The following is a 24,416-nucleotide window of genomic DNA, read 5'->3' on the forward strand; positions in this document are numbered from 1 at the left end:
TCAGCACGTTATCTTCCCTTTCTTGTTAACTTTTCCAGCTTTTCTCAATGCGGCTTGTTGATCAGTATGTAACGCATCCCAATCTCTAACATGACCGTGGAATAATTCATCACCATTGGATAATGTTCGCGTCTTATCCATCACTACAATTTCATTGTTTTTTGCATCTACACCAACTCTACGAGGTGAAGTAGGCTTCACTTGAACTGAGTTATCTAGTGCCGTCTGACCATGCACCGGAGCCTTGCTTTTTACTGCATTATCAGTTTTACCGTGATAAGGAGCATCTTCATAAATCCGCTTCGCTAAGCCCAGTGGGTCGATCCAAGACAACGGATTGGGCGCATACGTATAAACATTCAACCCACCGTTTAGACCGATAGGGTCAGGCGTAATAAACCGCCCAATTTCCGGTGCATAAAACCGATAAGTATTAAAGTGCAGCCCCGTCTCTTTGTCAAAATATTGCCCGGCGAAACGCAGGTTTTGGTCAAAGTTTTTTGGTGAACGCTCCGGTTCGCTAAAGAATGCGGCGGTGATACTGTTGACCGCACCAAAAGCATCATATTTGCCTGACCACGCAATCTTGCCTGTCTCATCCGTGACTTCCAGTGGTGCCCCATTGATATCGGTGTGATACCAGAAATAATCACGTACCGTACCCTTAGCCACAATGCAGGCTAACGGCGTATAGCTGTCATGGGATTCATAACAATAAGTCTGGATTTTGCCCGTATTGATATTGCGTTCCTGCAACAGTTTCAGACCGTGCCAGACAAAATCCGTTTGTGCCTGCTGCGGTGTACCTGTCGGCCGAGTGGTGACGACTTTGCGAATACGTCGGCCAAGGGCATCATAATGATAGCGGGCTTGCATACTGCACCCTTCAGCGCTGATCAGGCGGTTATCCCCATCATAACGGTAAGTTTGTTTATCGCCAGAACGGGTTCCCCGCGTGATGACATTGCCGTGTGCGTCATATTCATAACGCCACTGATTCCACTGTATCAATCTGTCACCTTGTGGCGTCAGGAGCTGAGGCGTTTTCGCCTCTTGTTCCATCATGGATTGCGGGCGTTCGAGCAGGTTATCGGCACGGTCGTACCACAGCATTTCTTCAAAGCTGTCCACGCTAGTGACTTTTTTCAGCCGACTTTCCGAGTCATACAGATATTCCACCCAGCCACGGTAGTGGTCTTCCATCAGGCACAGATCATCCTGTTGGTCATAATGCCATGCCCGCCACGGTTTGCCCTGCCCGATGGCGGCGGATTTATCCCTGCCACTGTATTGGCTGATGCGGCGCCCTAGTGGGTCATAGTCACGAAACTGGAACAGGTTGCCTTGTGTGCGGCTGGTTTCACGGTGCAGGTTATCGCGCTCAAATTCGGTGATTATCTGCTGGTTATGGCGAATGGCGCTGAGATGGCCTGAGCCGTAATAAAGCCAGTGCATGCTATCCCCCTGTGGCAGAGTCAGTTCTGCCAGATTATCCATTTCATCATAGCTGAACTGGAGTACTTCTTCGCCGTTCTGCTCCCGAACCACCCGTCCTAATGCATCGTAGGCAAAACTGACCGTATTCGGCAGCAAGCCAAGCTGTTTTCCGGCAGCATTAGGTTCACGATGCGCTTCCAGCAACCGCCCCATGTTATCCCATTGATACTGGTAGCTATCCGTTCGGGTTTCCCGTTGAGTCAGGTTGCCCGCAGGATCGTAATACAAGTGAACCGAATGAACAGGTTGCTGGAATACCCGGTCACCCATGCGTTTTTCCACACTCAACAAACCGGCGGCGTTATATTCGTATCGGATCAAGGTATCATCAGGAGGGATTTCTTCAATCAGACGCCCTTCAGCATCGCGGTTCAGCAAATAACGCCCACCGTTTGCGTTCTCAATCTGGAGCAGATGCCCTTCGGGGCTGTACTGATAATGTACCTGTCGTTGCCGGCGGTCGGTTGTGCAAACGATTTGTCCCAGCGGATTGTATTCCCAGGCACGAGGGGAATTTTCATTACGCTGGTGATAAATCAACTGGTCAGCACTGTCCCAGGCCATGTGTTCTGTCGAACCGTCAGGATAGGTGACGAGCACTAACTGACCGTTTTCATCATAGCTATAGCGGACGGATTCCATCAGCGCATTGGTAAAATGGCTCAACCGATTTTCATCGTCATACTGCCAGCCACTGCTCAGGCCGGAACAATCGGTATGGCGGATCAATTGCCCCTGACCGTTCCACATAAAACGGCTCTCTCCACCTTTGGCATCAATGCGCTGATAAGGCCTCAGGGTATTTGGGCTGTAGTGATAACGGGTAGTTTGTTTGAGTGGTGAGGTTTCACTGACTAAACGCCCGAATTCATCATAATCCAGCACGGTTTCTGTACCATCCGGCCAGAAAATAAAGGTCAGTCTGTCAGTGTCATTCTGGTATTGCCATTGGGTCTTATCACCGTTGCCATCGGTCAGGCTCAGGAGACGCCCCAGCTTATCCCATTCACTCAGACGGGTATGGCCTTCGGCGTCTTTGTACCCGTTTGGCAGGCCGAATTCATCCCATAAAATATGGTGTTCAGTGCCGTTACGGTCAACACAGTGAATAATTTGATGTTCATCGTTAAGCGTCCAGACGGTGCGGGAACCATCATGCCAGTGCGCGGTACGGGTCAGGTTTTTATCATCATAATCCAGCCGATAACCTGCACCCTCACTGGTTTTTTGGCTAATCACCCGCCACAATCCGTCTTCTGTCTGTTCCCATCCATAGTCGCAGCGCAGGCCGCGTTTATCCTGATGCCAGGCCATGATGCCGTGCTCTGTCCAGCCAAATTGACGCTGGAAGTGATCACTACGGTGATTGACGCCCGTCAGCCGGGCGTTTTCATCGTAATGATAGCGGCAAAGACGAAGGCGCTGGCCGTTATACAGTTCGCGCCAGACTGTGGTTAAGCGGAAAACTGTGTTGCCGTCAATTTCCATAAGGCCATAATCACAGTGCAGGTTTAATCCACCGTTGCCGGTGATATTCACCATCTGTTGCTGGTCGTTATAATGGAATCGCTGTTCGTTGCCGATATTATCGCGAATATGGCTTAATCGACTGGTACCAGCATGATCAAAATCTGTATAGTGATAAACCAGCTCCCCCGTATCACGGATTTCCCACTCACCGTCTTCGGTGTGTATCAGCCAGCTTTGTGCCTCCGGGCAGAAACAGCGATGGCCTTCCGGTACATCCGGAAACGGAACGATATCACCGGATAAATCACGCCAGAGTATGCCCTCTTCCACACGGGTTAACCGGCTTTCCCAGAACAAATTCCAGCCCTGCCCCAGCACGCTGTCATACTGATAGCGGCTCAGATAACTGCGTTGCCAGTAGAGCGGGAACTCAGCTTCAAAAATAAAATCCAGTTCATCGTCATCGTTCAGGAATTTCTGGCCGGCAATGACTTCCACCGGCCTTGACATGATACCGACAAGCGAGGCACCAATGGCTAATTTACCCAATCGGCAAAGGGTCTTGCCAATTTTGGCGGCATTCGGAATTTTACTGAACAGTTTTGGCAATGCCCCTGATGCCTTGTATGCCGCCCCACCAAAACTGGTCAGCCCGGCCAAAAACATGGTGGCGTCTGAGATGTTATAAGCCGATTGGGGAATTTCCGGCGTGATTTTAGCTTCGGTTCGCGTTCCGCCGCCAATGATGACATTGGAAGAGCCTGTCATGACTGCTGCGTCACAGGTGGTTTTATCTCCCACCCGTGAGGCGGGTAAACCATTAATAAAAACGGAGTCAGAGCCTTGCGCCATCTGGCGAACGCCGTCTTCCTTACTGCATACGACGGTACTCTGTTTTGCGATAGCCGCCGGTTTACCATTGATAAAAACATTGGCGGAACCACGGGTAATGGTTCCGCTGGGACTTCGTGATGAAGCCCCCGCCGAAACACAGCCATCACGCGCCATATCGCCCAGTTTGCTTGCCAGCATCCCGACCGCAATGGCAGCGCCGATTAATAAAACACCGACGCCAATACAGGAGGCAGCCAAGCCGACGGCAAAAAGCGCGCCGGCTGCAATACCTCCTGCGGCTGAAATCAATGAACCAATGATCGTACCTGCAACTAATCCGGCCATTGCACTGGAATGGCCTATCGTATCCCCCAGCCTTGCCGCTTCTGGCATGATGTCCTCTCCCTAGAACTGGAAACTGTTCAGGCAGTCATTCAGCCACTGCCGTTGGGTTTCCGTAAATGCCTGCGGTGATGACATCGTGAAAATCAGCACCTTGCTCTCATCCCGCAAAAAGACGGCCTGATATTGATAGACTTGCTGGCCTTTTTTCGGGCGGTAACGGGAAAGCAGTAAAGCGCCCTGCAACAGGTTGTCACCTAATTGAGCGTCTTGCTCTTCAAGTAATTGCCAGTCACGCAGGCTTTTTTCCAGTAACCCCTTCTGGCGGGTAAGATAGCGGGTGAGATCTTCCCCTTCATGCAATTGATCGCGGCTAATATTCAACGCAGGGGCATCCGGGGCTATGATGATATTAACAGTCTGCTCCTGATAACCATCCGGTAGGGTGATACTGCCTTCTGTGAACTGACAACGTGGGCGTATATCCATTTTCCTTGCCTCATTAATGACAGGTTTGTTTTTAGCATGTTAATAAAACAGGGTATAACGGGGCAGCTTAGTGATTCTAGGGTAAATAACATAAGATGAAGGAAATTGTGATTAATTTATCTTCTTAAATAAAATCAGAACATTAATTCATTTTAATTTTCTATAACACAACATATTCAAACCACACTGACGCGCTGCGCTTGTCTTCTCCGAGTGACCGGGCTAATACATTAACCCGATCACTCGGAGAGCTGAAAACCACCGGCCGGAGAAAAAAGATGCTTATTTAACCCACCCTATTAAACAATTAGTGATAAAACTGTTCACCTATTCACTTTTAAATATTTTTGTTTAAATTCATATCATTAAAGGATGATGACTTGAAATAAAACTCATCATCACTCTTCACCCAACCATTCACCTTAGATCTGAAAAAGGTGAACAGGGTTGAATAGTTGTGAACAGTTTAAAAATAACTATTCACCTTATAATGCATTGATATATCCGATTTAAATTACAAGGTGAACAGTGGTGAACACTTTTTATATTTCTTTGAAAATTATCACCAATAAAGAAAAAAATTATTCTTCTGGCAGGTTATCTTGTCAGTTTTGGCATCCACTCAATGGCGGTGTCGATATTCAGGCTCAGATTGCTACGAATGCCGTATTTGCTTTTCTTGCGCAGGTAATGCTGGCTGTACTCAGCCAGTGCGCCCGGCATATCCATGCCAAAACGAGTTACGGAAACGGGTTTATTCAGGTTATTGCCTTTCATATAAGCAAGATAGGCGTGATAAAGGTACTTACGGGGATTGAACGGCATAATTTCCGCATTACCGATTAACAATCCATCAGCTTCATCGGATGCAATCAGGTGGCCGCAGAAATCGACCAGTGGATCGGTGCCACGTTTGATATCCAGTGCTTCCTCAGATTTCTGTTGCTCTGCCAGTAAGCGTCTTGCGGCTTGAGGATCAGCGAACCGATGCAGCAGGTGCCGTATAATGACAGGCAATTCTGCCGCAATTTTATCCCGCAAAAGTGGATCACGTTCATTTTCTGGTACAACTTCGGAAAAGTTGAAAATGACCCGACGTCGTGACACGCCACCACTGCGATCACTGAAACTCATGGCGTTATTGTTCAGTGCCATCACCACCGCAGAAATACGGGTTGAATAGGGTTGTTTGTGCTTCGGGTCAATGGCAACTTCATCACCACCTGTAATGGCCTTGATACCGGAACCATCGCCCGCATAACGGGTCTGGTCTGGCAAAATAATCAACGAATAGCCCACAATCAGCGCCCGTTCCCGTGGGTTTTCCAGTGCCGCCATACTGGCAGAAACGGTATTGCCTTTACCTGCCAGCATAGCGCAAATTTCAGCAAAGATGCTTTTTCCACTGCCTCCGGCACCGGTGACTTCCAGAAAAAGCTGCCAGTCATAACGGTTCGCCAGCACCATAAACAGTGCCGCCAATACGCGACTAAACTTGCTTTCACAGTTGGCTGTTGCCCGATTCAGCCAGTGCCAGAACTGTGGCGCATGGTTTTTCAGGGTTTCCCCCGAAATGGGGGAATTGAATTCAACATCATTAGCAAGTAGCAGCCAGTCACTTTTACGATGCGACCGGAACTGGCAGGTTTTCAGGTCAAACACGCCATTATTGAACCCGATTAAGTGGCGCTTTGGCGGTTGCATCATGGGAAGCTGTAATTTCAGGGCATCCACAGCAGAACTAATACCATGCGGTGAGTACGGCAGTTTTTCTTCCATAAAGGCCGCGACCATTTCCCGTTTTAAATCACGGTCACTGACCGGACGCCAGACAATACCGTCATAGTGATGAACGTTTTCCGAAGTGCCATCCAGTGCCAAATTACCGTCATAACGTGCCAGTAGCACTTCCCCGCGCTGGCTGGCTCCCATCTGGCATAATGTCAACTTTGGTGGCTCGGCATCATTGGGCTGAGTGGTTGCTTTCTTCTTGGTTGATATCGGTTGATAAAGTGCCTGAAAAAAGGCCAGCTTTGCCATTTCCACACCGTGTTGCTGGCGATAATCGTCCCAATCAGCTTTATACTCTGTAGGTGGCAATGTGACCCAACCATTAACCACAAGGGCAGCTTTTTCTGCCGAGATCTTGCCGATATTCACTTTTGGTTTACCGTTCTTATCCAGTTCGCCGGGGCTGTGCCAGTCATTATCAGCAGCAAAGATGATTTTCGTGTCAAACCATCGTTCCCGAACTGATTGAGCGACAGAGAGCAAATTACCTGCATCCAGTGCCGCCAGAACAGTACCTTTATAGAGTTGGTTAACTGTGAGCGCAGTGGCATAACCTTCGGTAATGATTACTGTATCGGAATACTCTTCTAGCTTTGCTAAGGCAATAAATGATCCTTTCTTCTGGCTGCCAGAGAGTAATTTTTTCTCGCCATTGGGCTTAATGATCTGTGCGCCTGTGACTTTCTTATCCAATGTTGTCAATGTCAACACTATCGAATTATCGAACCGCAGCCGCTGACTAGGGCAATGCAGCCCTTTTGCGGTCAGGTAGGGAGATTGCCCGTCGATAGTTTGCACCATCAATGCTGCTACTTTTTCAGCAATCAATTGTGTTGTTTGAATAGTTTTACTGGCTGTCTTGGGGTCGGGCAAAGGTAATGCCAATGCGTTTGCAACCATTTTAGCGGCTTCAAAAATTGTGATCCCATTGGTTTTCGCTACTAAATCCAAACCATCACCATAGTTTGGCCCATCACACTGGCGGCAGTGCCAATTGCCATGATGGTGATCATCAATAAAGTGAAAACGGTCAGTGCCACCGCAGACAGGACAAGCACCATGTTTTCCCTTTGTGGGAATATCAATGCCACAGGCAAACAATAGGTTTTCCCAATGATACATAGCGGATTTTTTCACGGTCTGGATCAGGTCAAGCGGTTTTTGGTTGCCTGTGATATCTGAAGATGTAAATTTAGGGCGAGTTTGGTTATGCTGTATATCAGCCATCATCGTTACTCCGTATAACGGTTTGGTTAGACGCCTCAGATGTGTTCGCGCACACTGGGGCGTTGTTTTTTATATTACATTTCTTATGTCATGTTCTTTTCTGTGTTATGCCGCTCGTGATTCAGCGATCCGCTAGGCAATCCAGTTATCAATTTCTGATTCAATAAAAGCGATGGAGCGGGAGCCGAGTTTGACTTGTTTCGGAAACTCCCGCGGCCTAATCAGTTTGTAGATCCACGCTTTGCTATAACCTGTTCTGCGTTGAACTTCCGGCAAACGAATAAGGTTTTCCTTCGGTGCTGTCATTGTCATATTTTTTCTCCTGTTACCGAGTCCTTGAGCGCTCATCGTGGACGTTGTTTGATGACAGGCGGATTATTAAAAAGCAAGATTAAATGAACAGCGTTAATTGTTTTTCCGATTTGTTGAATTTATTTTTTTAGGAACTTCTACCTTTTTATCGGTATTCTGTATGAAAAGCATACTTTGCTGGCACTGCCAATAAAGTATGAAAAATCACCACTTCTTTACGCCCTTTTTCCGAATTTTCCGATCAGGACATTTTCGCCCCGTTCCAGCATCTCCAGATGATCCGCATACCATTGCAGCATTTCCCTACGACCATCCAGATATTGGGCGTGGTTGTAAGTGCCACGGATGCTGTTCTTGTCAACATGAGCAAGCTGGGTTTCAATCCAAGCGGTGTTATAGCCTTGTTCATGCAGGATTGTACTCATGGTATGGCGGAAGCCGTGGCCTGTTGCCCTGCCATCATAGCCAATACGCTTAATAACCTGATTGATGGCGGCCTCGCTCATCGGCTTACCCTCATCATTCCGACCGGGGAAAACGTATTTCCCGCGTCCTGTAATCTCATGTAGTTTAATCAGAATGGCTTTAACCTGATTTGATAGCGGCACGATGTGCGGGCGGCGCATTTTCATTCGCTCGGCGGGGATTTGCCAGAGATTGTTATCGAAATCGAATTCCGTCCACTTCGATTCTCTCAGCTCGATGGTGCGTACTCCGGTCAGCATCAGCATACGTGTCGCTGATTGAGTGACCAGACTTCCACTATAACCACTCAAGGCGATGAGGAAATCACTCATCTGGTCGGCTAAAAGATGGGGGAAGTGTTTTTGCTTGGCGCCTTAAGTGCGCTGGCAAGATCGGTAACAGGGTTGAACTCTGCCCGTCCGGTAATAACGGCATAGGTGAAAATTTGCCGACAAGCCTGTCTGGTTTTCTTTAGTTTATCCAAAACGCCGCGTTGCTCCATTTTTCGCAGCACAGCCAGCATTTCAGCAGGTTTTATCTCGGTAACGGCACGTTTACCAATATACGGGAAGATGTCTTTTTTCAGATATTCCAGAATGTCTTCGGCATAGCCTTTTGACCAATTAGGGCGTTTATACTCGTGCCACTCAATAGCGATGGATTCAAAACTATTGCTGACCGCAAACACCTTAGCAGCCTTTTCAGCTCTCTTTTCCTCTATCGGGTCATTACCATCCGATAACATCCGTCGTGCTTCATTTCTCTTGGTTCTTGCTTCAGCAAAGGAGATTTCAGGATATACCCCCAATGCGAGCAATTTTTCTTTGCCTGCGATCCGATACTTTAACCGCCAATAGCGAGAGCCATTAGGGTTAACCAATAGATATAGGCCGCCACCATCGGCAAGTTTATAGGGTTTTTCTTTCGGCTTTGCAGTGTCCACCTGTCGGGCTGTTAGCTTCACTTAGGGGTATCTCACTTCATTGAACCTGAACGTACCCCTAAATATACCCCTATAAGATCATCGATTTCAACATACCTGACTGGACTACAGGAGAATGGAAAAAGGCTAATATGGTATATTTACTGGGATTTTGTAGACTTAGGAAGACGTTGAGATATGAAAGGATGGTACGCCCTACAGGATTCGAACCTGTGACCTACGGCTTAGAAGGGCAAAAACTATAGATTTCAGGTGGTTTCCTCTGGTTTCAATCAGTTTCATCATCATGATTTAAAATGATTTTTATACCTTGCGCGGTTTCATATAGTTTCATATCATTTCATCATAACTTGACCCGTTACTTGACCTGTTGTGAGGAGTGTTTCCAATGGCTAGCACCTTATTGACTGATAGCAAAATCCGTGGCCTGAAACCCAAAAAGTCAGCTTATTATACATGGCAAGCATCAGCAACACGAGGGACTGGTAGATTAGGAGTCAAGATATATCCATCAGGAAGAAAAGTTTTTATCTACCGTTATTTCAATAATGGGAAAGAGAAATTTATTAACTTAGGTGATTTCCCCGCCCTTTCCTTGGCAAAGGCATTATCTAAATCACAAGATGCTGCTGCTAATATTTCGGCTACTGAAAAAGTTATTATAAATCACGCTACAATCGAGCAACTATTTAAAGATTATATCTCTGATCAAAAACGTCGAGGTAAACGATCATACGACAAAACCGAATACAGGCTGAATCAAGTATTGGATAGTCAGCATATTGATAGAAATGCTCCAGCAAAAGATATAACCCCAGACCACATTAAAAGAGTATTAGCTGAGTTTATTTCACGTGGTGCTGTTGCTGGTTCAAATAAAGTACGTTCAAATCTTCATGCCGTATTTAATTTTGGTCTATTTGCTGATAACGATCCAGCTAAGCTGAACGAGAAGGTTATTTATGGGCTTGACAGAAATCCTGTAACTGTCGTTCCGCGGCAAGAGGGAGTAGATAAGGCACTGGATAGATTCCTTTCATGGGATGAAATCAAGTCGATTCTAAAGCTGTTTAGAGTTTCAGCGTCAATATTTCCAATCCATCCAGATTACGGTCGATTGTTATTACTCTGTATCTTCACGGGTGGTCAGCGTCCTTGGGAGATAATGACCAATACAAGAGATAACTGGGATAAAAATAATAATACGCTGACAGTACCGCCCCATATTTCAAAAAATAGTGACTACCACGTGATCCCGTTATGTAAATCCGCCACCGAAATATTAGAGCACCAAGCCAAACAATATCCAGACTCGGGATTTTTATTCCCCGGAGAAACAAAAGAAGGTCACTTACTAACTGCTGAGTATGCCAAGCAGATACGCAAATTTTGTACTCGCTATGACTTTGAGAAATTTACGCCAAGGGATATCAGACGGACATTTAAGACACTTGCAGGAGAGATGGGGGTCAGTTCGGAGATGAGGGATAAAGTGCAGAACCATAAGAGGCCCGGTGTTTCATCTAAGCATTACGACCGCTATAGCTACCTAAAAGAAAAACGGGAAATTATAGGGCAATGGGAACGGAAGCTGCTATCACTATAGAACAGAAATCTGCCCTTTAGCATATGGGAATCAGACAAACATTTGTCCGATTTGAAATCGGGAAAATACCCCAGAGGAGGGCTTGAATCTGAGTTGTCCAGTAAAAGCACTGGAAAAAAGGATATATTCTTTCTTTTTCAATGTGTTGCTTGGACATAACGGGCTGGACAAAACGACTTAACCCATTGTTTTTAGGCTGTTATTTTGTGCGCACCTCTTAATGAGGTATGCAAATTCTGTGAGTAAATATCATTTACGCTCAATAGTCTGATAATGGGGCATTGGATTTTGCATCGACGAATTTCGTCGGTAGTGAGTTAATGGGCTTTTAAATCCCATTAGCTAAAATTTCAGCCGATGATTGGAAAACCAAAGTGACGGCCTCGGAAGAATCAAAGGGTTATCGCCAAAGTGGGAATTCCCGCTTAGAGGAACTTTTAACCAACCCTAAACTAAAGTAATTCCTATAGTTAATTCCATACCTCCGTTTGAAACGGAAGAATCAATGGCCTTTATTTATCGTGACACGTCACGAATAACGCGATCGGTGAGTAACGGGTTAAAGGTGAGGAATCCCACCTTTATCTAAGTCGTTGATTTTGCTTAATTCCTGCTCAGGAACGGAATTCAATTAAATCAAGGGGTTAAAATAGGATAATTATCCTATTTAACGTAACATTTTGATTTTACTTATTTCTGTCAGAAAAACGGAAATTAAGGAGATCAAGGGGTTGGGGAAGTCCACGCGGTGCGCAGCCTAAAAAGATTAATCATGCCAGTTGAGATGGAAACGGAATTTTTTATTTTCTTGTTTTAGCAGGTTAGAAATTTTTTCCACATCGCTACCTTTATACCATGGAATATAAATAGGTTGAGGCCAATCTGTTTTTTCAATAGGATACCCGAGTTCATATTTTGTTCCATCCACAGTAATTGTTAGTAGCTTCGCTCTTATATTATTTAATGTTTCCATATCGTTTGCTAGATTTAAATGTGAAAAATTTACAGTGATTGCGTTATAGTTTTTTTCAAAATAAAAAGCAAAAATTGGATCATTACCTATATTATCTTCAATCCTAACTAAGTTACCATTTGCTACATCACCTCCATATGCGTTTGTATATTTCTGGGAGGTAGTCAAATCAAAGACTAAATTATATTCTGATGTCTCTGGTTTAATCTCAGACTTCGCCGCCTCTTCTTCCACAAACTCCCAATCACACGCCATCATATCTTCCTGTGTCGGTTGCCACGGTACGAAGTTACCGTGTTCATTGCGCAGATCAATGTGTGTCAGATAATCGTACTGAGTTCCAACCGCTACACCATCAACCGCGTAAGCACTGCCTTCTTCTACGATTAAGTTACTCACACGTGGTGTAATCGCCAGATACATTCCTTTGTCACCCCAGACAGAACGGGTAACACGTTTGCGAAGTTTTAATTGAATCAACGCCCAAGAGAAAGAACCTACTGGGGCAATAAAGCAATCACACTGATATTGTTTTGGATCGAATGGACATTCACATTCGGGCTTAATAACGTCAGACATACTATTTCCTTGTTTAATTATTAATTGCTGGACAGCCCGAATATATTAACGAATGGGGATAGTTGAATAAATTGATGGGGATTGTGTGGGGAGTGGGACAAGTGGGTACAAGGCAATAATATAACTAGTGATACAGTTTTGAGTTGAAATAATATTTTTTATTTAGTTCTGTGTGAATTAATTATGGCAGTTATCTCAAAAATCAGACAATCTCCTATCAAATATCAATAAAAGTAATGTAGTGTATGATGCCCTGCACAGGCGCGAAGTGATGCTTAGTAGCATTATTTAGTAGGATGATAGTAGTGTTTCTGAACGCTTGAGCATAAAGAGGTAAGCTACAAACATAATATTAGTTAATAATCTGTTAAGTAACTGACAAATATAAGTTTGCAGAATTTAAATTCATTAGAAGTTAAATTAAACAAAATCAGTTGATTGAAATTCATTGGTGTTGTTTCACCTCTTTCATTATTGGATGCGTAGTTAATGATTATTTACCAGACATACCTTGCAAAATACATTGTCAAGTATTATATATGGAGTATAATTTGTGACCCATCAATTTCATAATGCAGTACTTAAGGATGATGCTCAGGCGTCTGTTCAGGAAAGACAGCTATATGGCATAAAGAAAGCTGTAGCTGGTTTAGTTGAGTTTGTGACTGTAAGTCTTGCTGAGCTAGGGATTGATAAATTACATGAAATAACTGACCCATCCTTAGATGATTTGGCTGATATCGTCTCGCAACTGAGCCATGAAGCTAAACAGCATGACGATCTTAATCTTCAGCAAATCCTGTTAATTGCACAAATGCTAATAAACGATATCAAAATTAAAAATCCAGAAATGTGTGCTAATAGTGCAATGATGTTGAAAAAATCACCGCTATACTAATATAAATATACCTAGGAGACTATCAATGACCAAACAACAGAGCATTAATAAAATGCTAGCACTTTCAAGGCGATTAGATAAAATTGTAACAGAATTATATGCTCGCAAAGAAGAAGTACTAGCACGAACTTATCATAAAGTTGCCTGAATTAAATACCCTTGCAGAAAGCCATCTTATGGTGGCTTTTTGCTTATTCATCTACCATGTCACCTGTTCACCATCCTCTGTCACCTTCCCCTGCCTCAAATTCCACACCGAATCCTCCGGCATCTGGACACGAACATCTAATCGACAGCCTTCGGGAATATCACAAGGTTCAGCATCGGCATAGTAGACCTTTTCACCATCGACAATGTCTTTTATCCGCTTGTTCTGGAACTGCTTAGGTAAATGAGTGTGCTGACGGTGGAATGTCTTGATGGTGATGCAACCGTCCTTTTGCACCTGGTCATCAATATAGATGAGTTCCAGTCCGTTATTGTTCTTAGGCGACGAGATGCCGCCGTGAACACCCCATGCCCCGTCAGCGTTATAGCCCAGCACACCAGATATTTGATAATGACCGATGCCGAGTTTAGTGACGGTAGCCCCCTCGGATTCGTCGTTGGTGGTGAACTTGCCATCGGGGTAGATTTGGATGAGAGGGGAGGATGCTCTCAGGTAGCCGTTACTATCTTTCCATGCATTTTTATTAGTCCACAAATAACTCACTTTTGTAGAACCACCATCATCACTACCATGGACGACTGCAACACCCCGATTATAGTGTGCAACGAATCCAGCCCATGTATCCCCCGCTCGTGTTACATAACCACATGACCATTTGTAACCTATTTCCCCGTCATGCGCTCCAAAACGGAATGCATGTCCACCATTCGGTAACGATTTAATCCACGACGTGAACTCGGTAAGGGCGGTCGGAGCAATTGGTTTATATTGGATAAACCCAGAACCATTATCTATTACCCATTGCTGAGTTACCAAACCAAGGTTTTTTACAAATTCCGATTTGTTCGGGATGTCTGCCCCGTTTTTATTCTTATCCAGCATCGCCGCCTGTAATGCCCGTATAGACTGCAATGACACGGTCTGTCCATTCGGTAAGGTCACATCAACCACACCATTCTGTGACATCCATTTGTCCATGTTCTGGAGAAATTGAGTGACGTAGGTGGTGTTGGCCACAATATGCCGGACGGCATCGGAGGCGGAATCAGGAACGGTCACCTGAATCTGGTATTTCACATTATTCAGGGTGACAGCAACATTATCAGCCAGTACCAGTTCGGTATCCGAGTTCACCGCCTGTATCATGTGGATTAAATTACCGTTGCCGGACTGGATCAATATAATCTGTCCGGGTGCAACGCCGTTGATGTTCGAGATAAATTTGGTGCCCGTGCCGCGGACAATAGCCGAGCCGGACACGGTGGAAATCGTGCCTTGTTTATAGAGCATAGTGTGTTCCTGAGAAATTAAAAATTGAAATAACTGGCAGCGTCCAAGATAAGAATGGGTTGTTTTGTGGTATAGTTGGTCGTTCCCCACTGGCTCGCCTTATGGTATGCGCTCCTTCCTGAACCAACAAATAACGCCCCCTCCCCATTGCAGGTCAGTGACAAATCTCGGCTGTAGGCGGTACTCCCGTCCATCCACAGATGATGTCCTATCCAGGCAGGCACCAACATCGGGCGTTGTATCCCCGCTGTGGGGATGATGTCACCCAGCTTTCTGTTGCTGACATCCAGACTTACGGGTTTGGTCAGCACACCAACGCCGGAGTTAAAGGTAATAACCCCGTCCTTGTTTCTAAGTTTAAGGCCATATCCCTTACCTTCGAGCCGCTCCTTAACGCCGATGTCAGAAAAAACCACAACCCGATACCACCCCGCCCTGTCACCGCCATCGTACCTGTTACAGCTGTAATAACCTTCTCGGTGAACCAACATGCACGCCGGGTCTTCATTGTAAAAAAACATCAGACAATTTCCGTAATTGAGTCTGGGATCTATTGACGCCGGGTTAAATCGCCCCTGTATATACACACGCGCTTTATGGGAAACATAACCAAATCCGGCAGGCGGAACGCTGGTATTAAAATTACTGTTGTTTAATATTTTTAATCCCGCCCTGCCACCCAACATCAGCGGGTACGCGATAATTTTTATCAGCTCCGTGAGCCAATTATCAAAAACATTCTGTAAACTCAGGCCATCGACGATGACGTTTTCCCCATTCTGAGAGAACCGAATTCGCTCAGAAAACCCCGTTAATCTGAATCCATTTCCTGAGCGATCTTGATGAAATTCTGTGAACCCAACGGGATAGACATGTGCCTGATAGCCCACCGGGATTTTGATTTGACACTCCCATTCATAATGCCGCCAGTCAGTCGGGCTTTGATGAATCCCCTGTGTATTTTTGGCGACATAATCAGTCCATACCAGGCTGGCAGGTGTTGTTTTCTCATTAAAAATAAAGCTGGTCCCATCGTGTGGATTGACAATTTTTAGCCCGTAACCACTCATAAGAATTCCCCCAGTTCAATGATTGCCCTGCCGTTGTTGTCAAACATATACCAGCCTGAATCTTTGATCTGCACCCGGTAACCATTTCCTGAACCGTTTATCTCAATGTATCCAGTTTTAGCGTCAATCCGAAAGCCCCGCTGATTGGGAATGTAATTCGTGGATTTAATATCCAGTCCAACCAATAGTTGCCTGATATTCGCCATATCAATAAACGCCTCTCTGACAAACAACTGTCCATTTTTAACCACCATAAATGGCTCCATCCTGCCATTAACGGGGTTATAGAACGCAAAGTTATTGGCAGAAAATCCGATATACGACTCCAGATTACCGTTCTTCACTTCACCACTGATCACCATGCCCGCCGCGTTGTAATTCCGGCCATTGTGCTTGATGGTGATATTCACACTATGGATGGCATAACCGTTACCGGACTGGTTAAATTCCGCCTGCATTTTGCTGTTGATGATGGCCTGCTGGTTCTTAAACTGCGCCTGAAACTGCTGTGTTGATTCAGCCACGGCTTTCTGTGTATTGGATACTGCCTGCTTATTGTCTATTACATCCGCTGCAATCCGGTTGACGTTGTCGTCAGTGTTCCCGATATTGGTACGCAATTCCGTGAGTTTCTGCGCCCACGCCTCATTGTCCGTCACTCTGACCTGCCATAGCTCGCTGATTTTGGCTTTATTCTCCCCGTCGCGCACCATCAGCTCTCGGGATAGTTTCTGCTGGGCGCCAGCCAGAATAAGGTCGGTTTCATTGCTCCAATTCATGTCGGATTGCAGGCGTTTTCCGGCTTCGGCGGTCATGAATTTGTTGCCTAATTCACCCAAAAGCTCCCTGGTGTTGTCATTGGGTTGGCCGGAACCTTCAATAAATGGTGACTTGCCATAGGTATTGATGGTTCTGACGTAGAACCAGTAAGTTGTCCCTGCCTTTAATTGATCTTTTATCCAGAAGTTACCCTGCCCCAGTCGATCGGCATGGTTAATAACCATTGATTCATGAGTAAAATCCAGTTGTTTCTCGCTGAACCAGAATTCAAACGTGTGACCGAAAGAGGCAACATCCCCCTGACGGGGAACAATAGTCAAAGAAAAGAAGCCAGGGGTGATCTCTACATTCACAGGCGGAGGTGGTGCTTGAATGGAAAACTCAAAAACAGCAGGGGCTGACATAGCACCGGCTGCATTCACCGCCCTGACCTCGGCACGATAGTTACCCCGCACCAGCCCTGAAATATTGACCGATTCGCCAGGGACCTGAATAGTCTGAATAATGCGATCATCCTGATAGATAGTGACACGATTAAAAGCCACCTCACTGACATTGCGCCATGACAGTATACCCTGTATCACATCCCCCAACGTTTGCGGGATAAAACTCAGTGACATAGGTGCACCTACGCCCCCGACAGGCAGTCGTGTAAAAGGCGGGCGTTCGAAGGGTTTACCAATGACGTCCTCATACACATAGGCGCCGTCTTCCTCCAGCGTCAACTCCGCACCGTCCAGTGCACTAAATCGCCAATCAATCACCCTGAATTCTAAATCAGTGATCCCCAATGTCGGCAAATTAAGCCTGACCACCTGACCAGGGCGATAAGCGTAGCCGTCCAGATTCATTTTCAACTGTACCCGCCGCGCTAACCGCTTACGGCGTAAATATTGATGAGCCAGTCGCTGCGCCTGGTAAGGGGACGTAACAAATCGAAAATCAATGTTTTCCTTAATTTCCAGCCCGTCTTCTGCAACCCATTCGCTCCTGATAATCGGGGGAAAATCGGTTTTGGTGTAGATTTGCTCCGCATCAACAAACGTGCCATAAATAGCATTGGTGGCGTCTCTTAGGCCCACTTCCGGTGTTAGAGTGACAGTGTCAATGATTTGGGATTCATGGATATCCAGCACCGCAGGACCATTGTATGCTCCTACTAAAATCCCGTGTTTACCTGCCATATAGGTTGGATCTGCCGATAAGCAACGATGCATAGCATCCAAAATAGCCGATGGGCTTTCTTCCAGTTCATAAGCCCCGTTGAGGGCATACCGTGGTTCACGTCCACCATCCGGTGTATCTACGCCCTCACTACAGATATCTGCCGCCCGTTTGAATGCCTCCCAGTCGATATCAGAATCAGGCACCTGTAAATAACTGCGGTAGTAATCCAGAATGACCAAGGCCCCATTATTACTCCACCGCGTCTCACCGGTTCGGGGGTCATGCAGCTTCTTCCCCCAGACCTCACATTTAATATTAGGCAGCCCATAGGGAAATTTCTCCGCATCAAATTTAAGAGTGACGCGCAACCACGCCATATTGCGACCTATCATATCCGGCTTCCATGACGGGCAGTTTTCCAACATAAAGGGATCAGCTTCCGCCCTGCCGTTATGCAGTTCCCACTCGACATAGCCACCAAACGACTCTATCGGGTCATCACCCAGCCAGATACGGCCAATTTTTTCAATCGGGTGGCCCGCCAGAGCTAGAGTCAATGTGATCCGCTCGTTTTCATCCTGCTCACCCGGTTCCTCCTCGGCAAAAAACAGTAATCCAGATGCAACCGTATGACCTATAACTACCGTCTCTGAGGCTGTGGAAGAGCGTAACATCTGTTTTCGCTCGCTTTGGTCTCGCCCCATCATTGGCAGTTTAGGCTTATACATCTGACTAGCGGCAAACTGGACGGCCATCCCAGCTGCAATGAGTGCCGCGCCGAATGGTCCCGTAACAACCGCACCCACTATCATTAATCCAGCAGAGACCACATTGGCAACAGTTTTCCCCATTACTCCACCCTCCAAGCAGTCAATGGACTGACATCGACCGGACGCACACCAACACGAGTGACCGCCCAAATCTTCCCTGCCCACAATACCCCCAGCGTTTTTCCTTCTTCCGCCTCAAACATCACGATATCCCCGCGCCCTGCGGCTGTGACCGGAGTGCGGTCAAACAACCGATCCAGTGCCTGCTCCAGTGTTCCAAACTCTGATTTCAACACTTCGGCTGCACCTGTATGTGTGCTATAACGCCCACGCACGGTTTCGCATGGGTCAAAATCACATACCGCCTGAACACAGTCAGCAGCAAACAAGCAGCAGTCATGTTCGCCCCATAAAAAAGGGCGACTCATGGCCGCCCTGAGAGTTTCGGGTAATCGTAATGTCCATTGTCGGTGTCTCATTTCGGGATCTCCGTGAAATAAAAAACCCAGCGCGAAGCTGGGCTTGGATTGGTTCAGGCTGGATTAATGTTTACATCTGCGTACGCGGAGGTGCATATTATCCTAATAATCTGTATTTATTGAGCTTTATAACAAATAATCAAAAATAAAAATGCTAGCAAGTTATATCATGTCCAATAAAAATTTTCCTGTATGGAAATTTAGTTGTATCCTGAACTCTCATAACTGAATTATTTTTTGTAAATATCCAATACAAATGATTTCCCGTGTACCCACCATAGGAATTTTTAGCGTTTATATTGACACATAACGAGTAACCAAATACCGGCAAATGGTCTTTGATCATTACCTCTTGTTTTGGCTCAGTCCACCCTGAAAACTTCGCTGATTCTGGATCTACTAATACCGTTTCAAAATAGTCTTTAACAACTCTTTCATAATTACTTGGTCTTACCCCGTAATCTGCCCTGCTAAAATCAATAGTTGATATTAACGAAGGTTCTGATTGCTTAACGGCAGTGTTCATGGAACAACCCACCAAAGAAATACTAGAAAAAACTACTCCCCAAAAAAATAGTAAAGTATTTTTCATATCCTATTCTCCCAGTGAAAGCTAAAAAATTCTAGTCTGTAAGATGCCGCATTAAAAGAGTAATGCTATTTTCTTGTGCAACGCATCATGTTATGACATCAATTTTATTTATAAACAAATGCAGGCGCATCTTTTTTACTCCCCCAATAAATGGCTCGTTCTGCCATCTGTGCAACATACCGAAATATCCGGTCCCCCTGCCGTCTGGCTGACCATGATTCATCGGTAAATCGGTCAGGCAACCCCATTGACCAGCGTTCAAAACGATTGGAAATTGTGACGCTGACTGCATTTTCATTTCCGGCCACCACATTAATGGTTGAAATTTGTCCAGCAAATAACACCTCTGCTAATATTGGGCGGCCGTCATCACCGATAGTTACCATCATGACACGGGCGTCCCTGCCGCGTCCGCGCTCATTTAACACCGTTCCGACCAGTCCGCGATCAAACCCTGTCAGTTTTAAGACTAGTTGCGTTGGGCTGGTTGTCATATTTTCCGAAACTGCCTCAATCTCACCCAAGTTTCCTACACCCAAGTAATTTTCGCCAGCAATCACCAAGTTCCCAACACCTGTATGAGCGCAGACCACGCCAGACACCAGATCCAGACGAGCAGCCAGCACAATATGTGCACCTTCGTTAATGGCGCGTACCATGTCATCAGAAAATGGATGATAAAACATCAGAATAATGCCTCCTCAAAAGACAGGGTGGCATTGGTAAATATACCCGGCTTACGTTGAAAATTTCCCTGATCACCGCCTGTCTGTTTAAAAATCCCAAAGGGACGCTCTGTTTCGATTTTGTCATGTCGTCTTGGTGAATAACGCAGCATAGGTGAAATAGGAATAGTCGCTGCTCCTGCACTATCGCTGTCCACATTCTCCGTCACCATCTTTAACTCATTCCCTACCGTTAGGTAATCACCTCGCCTGATAACTCGCGTATTTTTACGCCAGCCCTCCGTTTTCAGATAATATCCCAGCTGGTTGGGTTCACTGATTTTAGGATTACCCATACCTACAAGTCCCGGTCTCGCCCAGTCAAACAGGCGCACCCTGCCTGATTCCCCGTCTAATTGCGCGACCAATACTTCCAGAATGCGCGCCTTTTCATCATCCAGGTTATTAAACATTAACGTACAGCGCCAACGACTGCCGGGGAACCGTGCCGTTTGAGTGCTACCATTGAAGACGGATGTGAATGTCTTGCTGTTACTAATTAATTGCCAGTTAAGCGCACTGGGGATAATTTCTTCCGGCCAGTCTAAAATCCTAATCGTCATCTACACCCCCAATGTTTTTCTCACCTGTCCGTTTGACTGAAAATCCCGAATCAAATCAGCTTTAGCCATCGCTGCTCCCTGCGCAGCCCCGCGTCTGGCGGCCTCTTCCATCGCAGCCAGTAATGCCTGATCGCCGTTGCCTGACACTTGAATGGTTTGATGGATGTGAATTTCTCCTGACGCTGGCGTGGGCGGAATAATAGCCCGTACACCCAAAGAACCATCAGGACCGCGCTTAAGCGGCATAATTGCCTCGGGACCTGCCTCACCCATTAGCCCTGCGCCTTTAGCGAAGGCAAACAGTGTCGGACTACTGACAACGTGATTACTGTACGCGCTGAGACTGGGTGAGTTATAGACACCCCCTTTCGCGTTAGGGATAAAATCACGCCAGCTGGTAGATAACCCCATCACTCCCGTATTGCTACCTGCCGAAGCTAAAGAGCTGGTGCCTACGTTTGACATTCCTCCACCAATTCCACCAAAGAATCCAGAAATTGCCTTGGTAATCATAGATTGCATGGCAATACGAACCAAATCTTGAATGATGGATTGCGCCAATGACGCGGACAGCTCTTTCATGGATTCAGAGAATGACTTAGTACCCATCAACATCCCTGTTAGGGCGTTCCCCGTCCGCTGTTCGACAACATCCAACAGGTTCATTTGCATTTTCTGAAAATCACCCTGGCTAGCATACAATTCTTTAGCCGCTGCGAATTGCGAATCTCTAGAACGAATACCAGCTGCGGCGATCAACTGCTCGTAACGTTCTTTTTTGATAATGCCGTTTTGATAATAAGAATCATACAGCGCGGTTTGCTCTGTTAGCTGGTTTTGCAGGTCTTGCAGGGGATCAACATTGCCCACCAATTTCGCTGTAGAGGATACCGCATAACGCTGATTGGCTTCCGCAACGCTGCTCAGGTATCTGGCCTCAATCTCCTGTTTGCGTCGCACAACCTCTTCGGCACTTTGAATGGCGTTGGCCGCAATCTGGCGCTGCAATTGCTCTTCGGCTTTCAGGCGGGCATGGAGCGCCTGTCGATAGGGATCGGCGGCGATAGCATCCTGCAAATCTTGGGTGCGTTGTTTTGCCAGAATACTGGCCTGACTGAGTTCAATCAGCTCCTCACGCTGCTTTCCGGTGTATTTTGCGCTGATTTCCATTGAGGCGGCAAAGAGCGAAGCGGCAACTTCCCCCTCTTTCATACGCACCTGCTCTATCTGAATTTCCCGATTTAAATCAGCGACTTTGTTTCGGTAGCTTTCCTGTGCGCTGGCAGCCTCCCTTGCCGCCTTTGCTGCATCACTGGCCGCTTTTGATGCCGCCGCCTGCGCCGCTTTGGCTTTTTCACCATTTTGATAGATGGCTATCGCATTATTGATATATTTTTGATAATTATCATGATGCTGTGGCTTATTTAGCCCCTGATCGGCGGCGGCAAATTCCGCCTGCTTTCGGATTCTGGCCTCACCCTGCAACGTTGACAGTTCAAGATCACGGGCCGATCTCTTCAAAAAATCCTGTTGCTTATCGTCCAGTGGGGCTTGAGGCAGCGCAAAGGGAACCTGAGCATATTGCTGACGTTCTTCAAGCAAGCGGTTACCCGCAGCTAACACCCGGTTGAAATCCGAGCCTGCCAGCGTCAGCATCGGCAAAATATCGCTCGTTCTGAGCATTTCCACATAATTATCACGCAACAGACCTGACTGGCTGGCCTGTAACATATTGAGTTCTTTCTGTTTGCTACTTAACCCCTCCTGCATAATAGCAAGGTTATTCACTTCGTTGTTATAAACCCGGATAGCCTCCGTGAGCTGCTCAGTCGGTGAGGCGGAATACAGGGTTTTGACCCCTTTTTCAGCCACAATCCGCGCCCGCTCCATATCCATTTTTCGGGTTTCGACTAACTTTTTTTGCGCCTCTACGGCTTTGTTCTGATCGGTTATCTGGTCTTGGGTGTCAAAAATTCGCTTTTTAACCTCCAGCGAATTCATGGTCTTCAACGACTCAATCAACAGATCGGTATTTTTCCCCAATTCCAGGGCGGATTGCTTGGCCTGCTCCTGACTCTGGTGAAGGTAATAGATAGCAGCGCCTGCCAGCATCGCGGCACCAAAAGGCCCACCAATCAGTCCCAGCGCACCGCCCATCACGCGCGATCCCAGTGAGGTGACTTTATTCAGCCTGTCCTGTGCCGCTGTCCGGGCATCAATATTACGCGACAGAGTTGCCTGCGTTCGGGACAGGCGCTCTTCCGCCTGCGTTTGCCTGTCGGTGCCTTTTGCGGCTGCTAATGCCTGCTGTGCCCGATAGACCGCAGCCCGTGCTCTGGCAGTCGATATCTGGGTTCCCCTGACCTGCTCATTCGCCAAATTCACTTCCGCGCGGTAGGTTTTCCAAATGTTGCCTGTCGCCGTCACAGCCCCAGAAGCCATATTGCCGAAGAAACGGGCTGCGCCGACAGCGACCAGTGCCCCGCCTGCCACGGCAACGGTATCAATATTTTTCGCGACCCCATCCAGTACCCCGGATAAGGTGGCGGTGACCGAGGTGGTCCGGTTGGTTTCGCCGACCCACTGTTGAAAGGCGTTCGTCACCCGTGTTGACGCCGCACTCACGCTGTTCGGCATCGAATCAAACTCTTTGCGCAAGGTTGCCAGCTGACTGACCAGGGCGGGCACAATCTTAGGTGTGGTCAGCTCACCCGCATCCGCCAGTTCTTTCAGGTCCTTCTGTGCTACCCCTAACCCATCTGACAGCGCTTTCATGATCCGCTGCCCGGACTGCGCGACGGAGTTAAAATCCTGCCCCCTGAGTACGCCGCGTCCAAGTGCCTGGGATAACTGGACAATCAGGGACGAAGTTTCAGCCGCCGTTGCCCCCGAGACTTGTAATCCGGTCGCTAACGCATCCGTCAGGGACAGGATATCCTGAGTCGTATAGCCATATTCACGCAGTGAACTGGATACACGGGAAAAGAGAGCGGCATTGGACTCAAAGGTGGAGCCGGTATACTGGCTGATTTGCAGCAATCCCTGCTTGGCGTGGGTAAAATCTTCCACTGAGGTTGTCGCCAGCTTGATACGGGCATTTAATGAGTCGTAACTGTCCGCCAGGTTGATAAGCTGTCCGGTAGCAAACATCCCCGCAAAGGCGCCCGTCATGCCGACCGCTGACGCCTTGACCGAAGCCAGCTGGCTATTGAGTTCCCGCAACGCCTGCTGACTGTCACGGCTGGCCGCCGCTGCCCCGCGCCCGCCCTTTTCCATTGTTCGGTAGTAATCCGCCCCCATCCGTGAGGCACGGGCAATCTCAGCCTGAAATGAAGATGAATTGGCTGAGATTTTAATAATCAGTTCACGCAGTTTTGCCATAGAA

Annotated in this window: 16 protein-coding genes and 1 pseudogene; 3 read left to right on the forward strand and 14 right to left on the reverse strand. The window is 46.8% G+C overall.

The features are described from left to right. The 5 genes and pseudogenes from ACSJJG_RS15385 to ACSJJG_RS15405 all read right to left on the reverse strand — a co-directional run bounded on the left by ACSJJG_RS15385 (position 1) and on the right by ACSJJG_RS15405 (position 9,391). Positions 1-4,194 (reverse strand): RHS repeat-associated core domain-containing protein, encoded by a 4,194-nt coding sequence (locus ACSJJG_RS15385; RefSeq protein WP_223281828.1) that lies wholly within the window; start codon positions 4,192-4,194, stop codon positions 1-3. Positions 4,195-4,206: 12 nt separating this feature from the next. Next, positions 4,207-4,632 (reverse strand): DcrB-related protein, encoded by a 426-nt coding sequence (locus ACSJJG_RS15390; protein ID WP_189760845.1) that lies wholly within the window; start codon positions 4,630-4,632, stop codon positions 4,207-4,209. Positions 4,633-5,229: 597 nt separating this feature from the next. Further along, positions 5,230-7,653: a DUF5906 domain-containing protein gene (locus ACSJJG_RS15395; protein ID WP_481089825.1), complete on the reverse strand. Its 2,424-nt coding sequence runs from the start codon at positions 7,651-7,653 to the stop codon at positions 5,230-5,232. A 129-nt stretch (positions 7,654-7,782) separates the two neighbouring features. Continuing rightward, a complete protein-coding gene (locus ACSJJG_RS15400) occupies positions 7,783-7,962 on the reverse strand; it encodes a helix-turn-helix transcriptional regulator (RefSeq protein ID WP_481089826.1) in 180 nt (59 codons plus the stop codon). A gap of 215 nt (positions 7,963-8,177) precedes the next feature. Beyond that, positions 8,178-9,391, reverse strand: a pseudogene (locus ACSJJG_RS15405) (tyrosine-type recombinase/integrase). A 367-nt stretch (positions 9,392-9,758) separates the two neighbouring features. Between ACSJJG_RS15405 and ACSJJG_RS15410 the strand changes: the two are divergent. Beyond that, complete coding sequence (locus ACSJJG_RS15410) at positions 9,759-10,976, forward strand: tyrosine-type recombinase/integrase (RefSeq protein ID WP_189760848.1); 1,218 nt, start codon at positions 9,759-9,761, stop codon at positions 10,974-10,976. Positions 10,977-11,742: 766 nt separating this feature from the next. Here ACSJJG_RS15410 and ACSJJG_RS15415 read toward each other — a convergent pair. Then, positions 11,743-12,528 (reverse strand): DUF2829 domain-containing protein, encoded by a 786-nt coding sequence (locus ACSJJG_RS15415; RefSeq protein WP_282885493.1) that lies wholly within the window; start codon positions 12,526-12,528, stop codon positions 11,743-11,745. A gap of 553 nt (positions 12,529-13,081) precedes the next feature. On the opposite strand from ACSJJG_RS15415, the gene ACSJJG_RS15420 reads away from it, so the two are divergent. Next, positions 13,082-13,426, forward strand: coding sequence for a hypothetical protein (locus ACSJJG_RS15420; RefSeq protein WP_189761386.1), 345 nt, complete (start codon positions 13,082-13,084; stop codon positions 13,424-13,426). A 25-nt stretch (positions 13,427-13,451) separates the two neighbouring features. Next, on the forward strand, positions 13,452-13,574 hold the full coding sequence (locus tag ACSJJG_RS15425; protein ID WP_262985625.1) for a hypothetical protein: 123 nt from the start codon (positions 13,452-13,454) through the stop codon (positions 13,572-13,574). 51 nt (positions 13,575-13,625) lie between these two features. Here ACSJJG_RS15425 and ACSJJG_RS15430 read toward each other — a convergent pair whose 3' ends face one another. The 8 genes from ACSJJG_RS15430 to ACSJJG_RS15465 form a co-directional block, all read right to left on the reverse strand. After that, the gene (locus tag ACSJJG_RS15430; RefSeq protein WP_282885600.1) at positions 13,626-14,885 is read right to left on the reverse strand and encodes a phage tail fiber protein; all 1,260 of its coding nucleotides are present in this window, start codon (positions 14,883-14,885) and stop codon (positions 13,626-13,628) included. A 17-nt stretch (positions 14,886-14,902) separates the two neighbouring features. Next, a complete protein-coding gene (locus tag ACSJJG_RS15435) occupies positions 14,903-15,955 on the reverse strand; it encodes a hypothetical protein (protein ID WP_189761369.1) in 1,053 nt (350 codons plus the stop codon). Beyond that, entirely contained in the window at positions 15,952-18,753 is a 2,802-nt protein-coding gene (locus tag ACSJJG_RS15440) for a phage tail tip protein J-related protein (protein WP_282885599.1), read from the reverse strand. The genes ACSJJG_RS15435 and ACSJJG_RS15440 overlap by 4 nt, the downstream gene beginning before the upstream one ends. Further along, positions 18,753-19,151 carry a DUF6950 family protein gene (locus ACSJJG_RS15445; RefSeq protein WP_189761217.1) on the reverse strand — a complete coding sequence of 133 codons (399 nt, stop codon included), beginning with the start codon at positions 19,149-19,151 and terminating at the stop codon, positions 18,753-18,755. The genes ACSJJG_RS15440 and ACSJJG_RS15445 overlap by 1 nt, the downstream gene beginning before the upstream one ends. Before the next feature lie 154 nt (positions 19,152-19,305). Then, the gene (locus ACSJJG_RS15450; RefSeq protein WP_189761216.1) at positions 19,306-19,743 is read right to left on the reverse strand and encodes a hypothetical protein; all 438 of its coding nucleotides are present in this window, start codon (positions 19,741-19,743) and stop codon (positions 19,306-19,308) included. 104 nt (positions 19,744-19,847) lie between these two features. Further along, positions 19,848-20,429, reverse strand: a complete 582-nt coding sequence (locus ACSJJG_RS15455) for a hypothetical protein (RefSeq protein WP_189761215.1) — start codon at positions 20,427-20,429, stop codon at positions 19,848-19,850. Next, entirely contained in the window at positions 20,429-21,031 is a 603-nt protein-coding gene (locus ACSJJG_RS15460; protein WP_223281877.1) for a hypothetical protein, read from the reverse strand. The genes ACSJJG_RS15455 and ACSJJG_RS15460 overlap by 1 nt, the downstream gene beginning before the upstream one ends. Then, complete coding sequence (locus ACSJJG_RS15465; RefSeq protein WP_282885598.1) at positions 21,032-24,412, reverse strand: tape measure protein; 3,381 nt, start codon at positions 24,410-24,412, stop codon at positions 21,032-21,034. It lies immediately after the preceding gene. Positions 24,413-24,416: the final 4 nt, after the last annotated feature.

This window comes from Xenorhabdus sp. SGI 60, assembly GCF_056632175.1.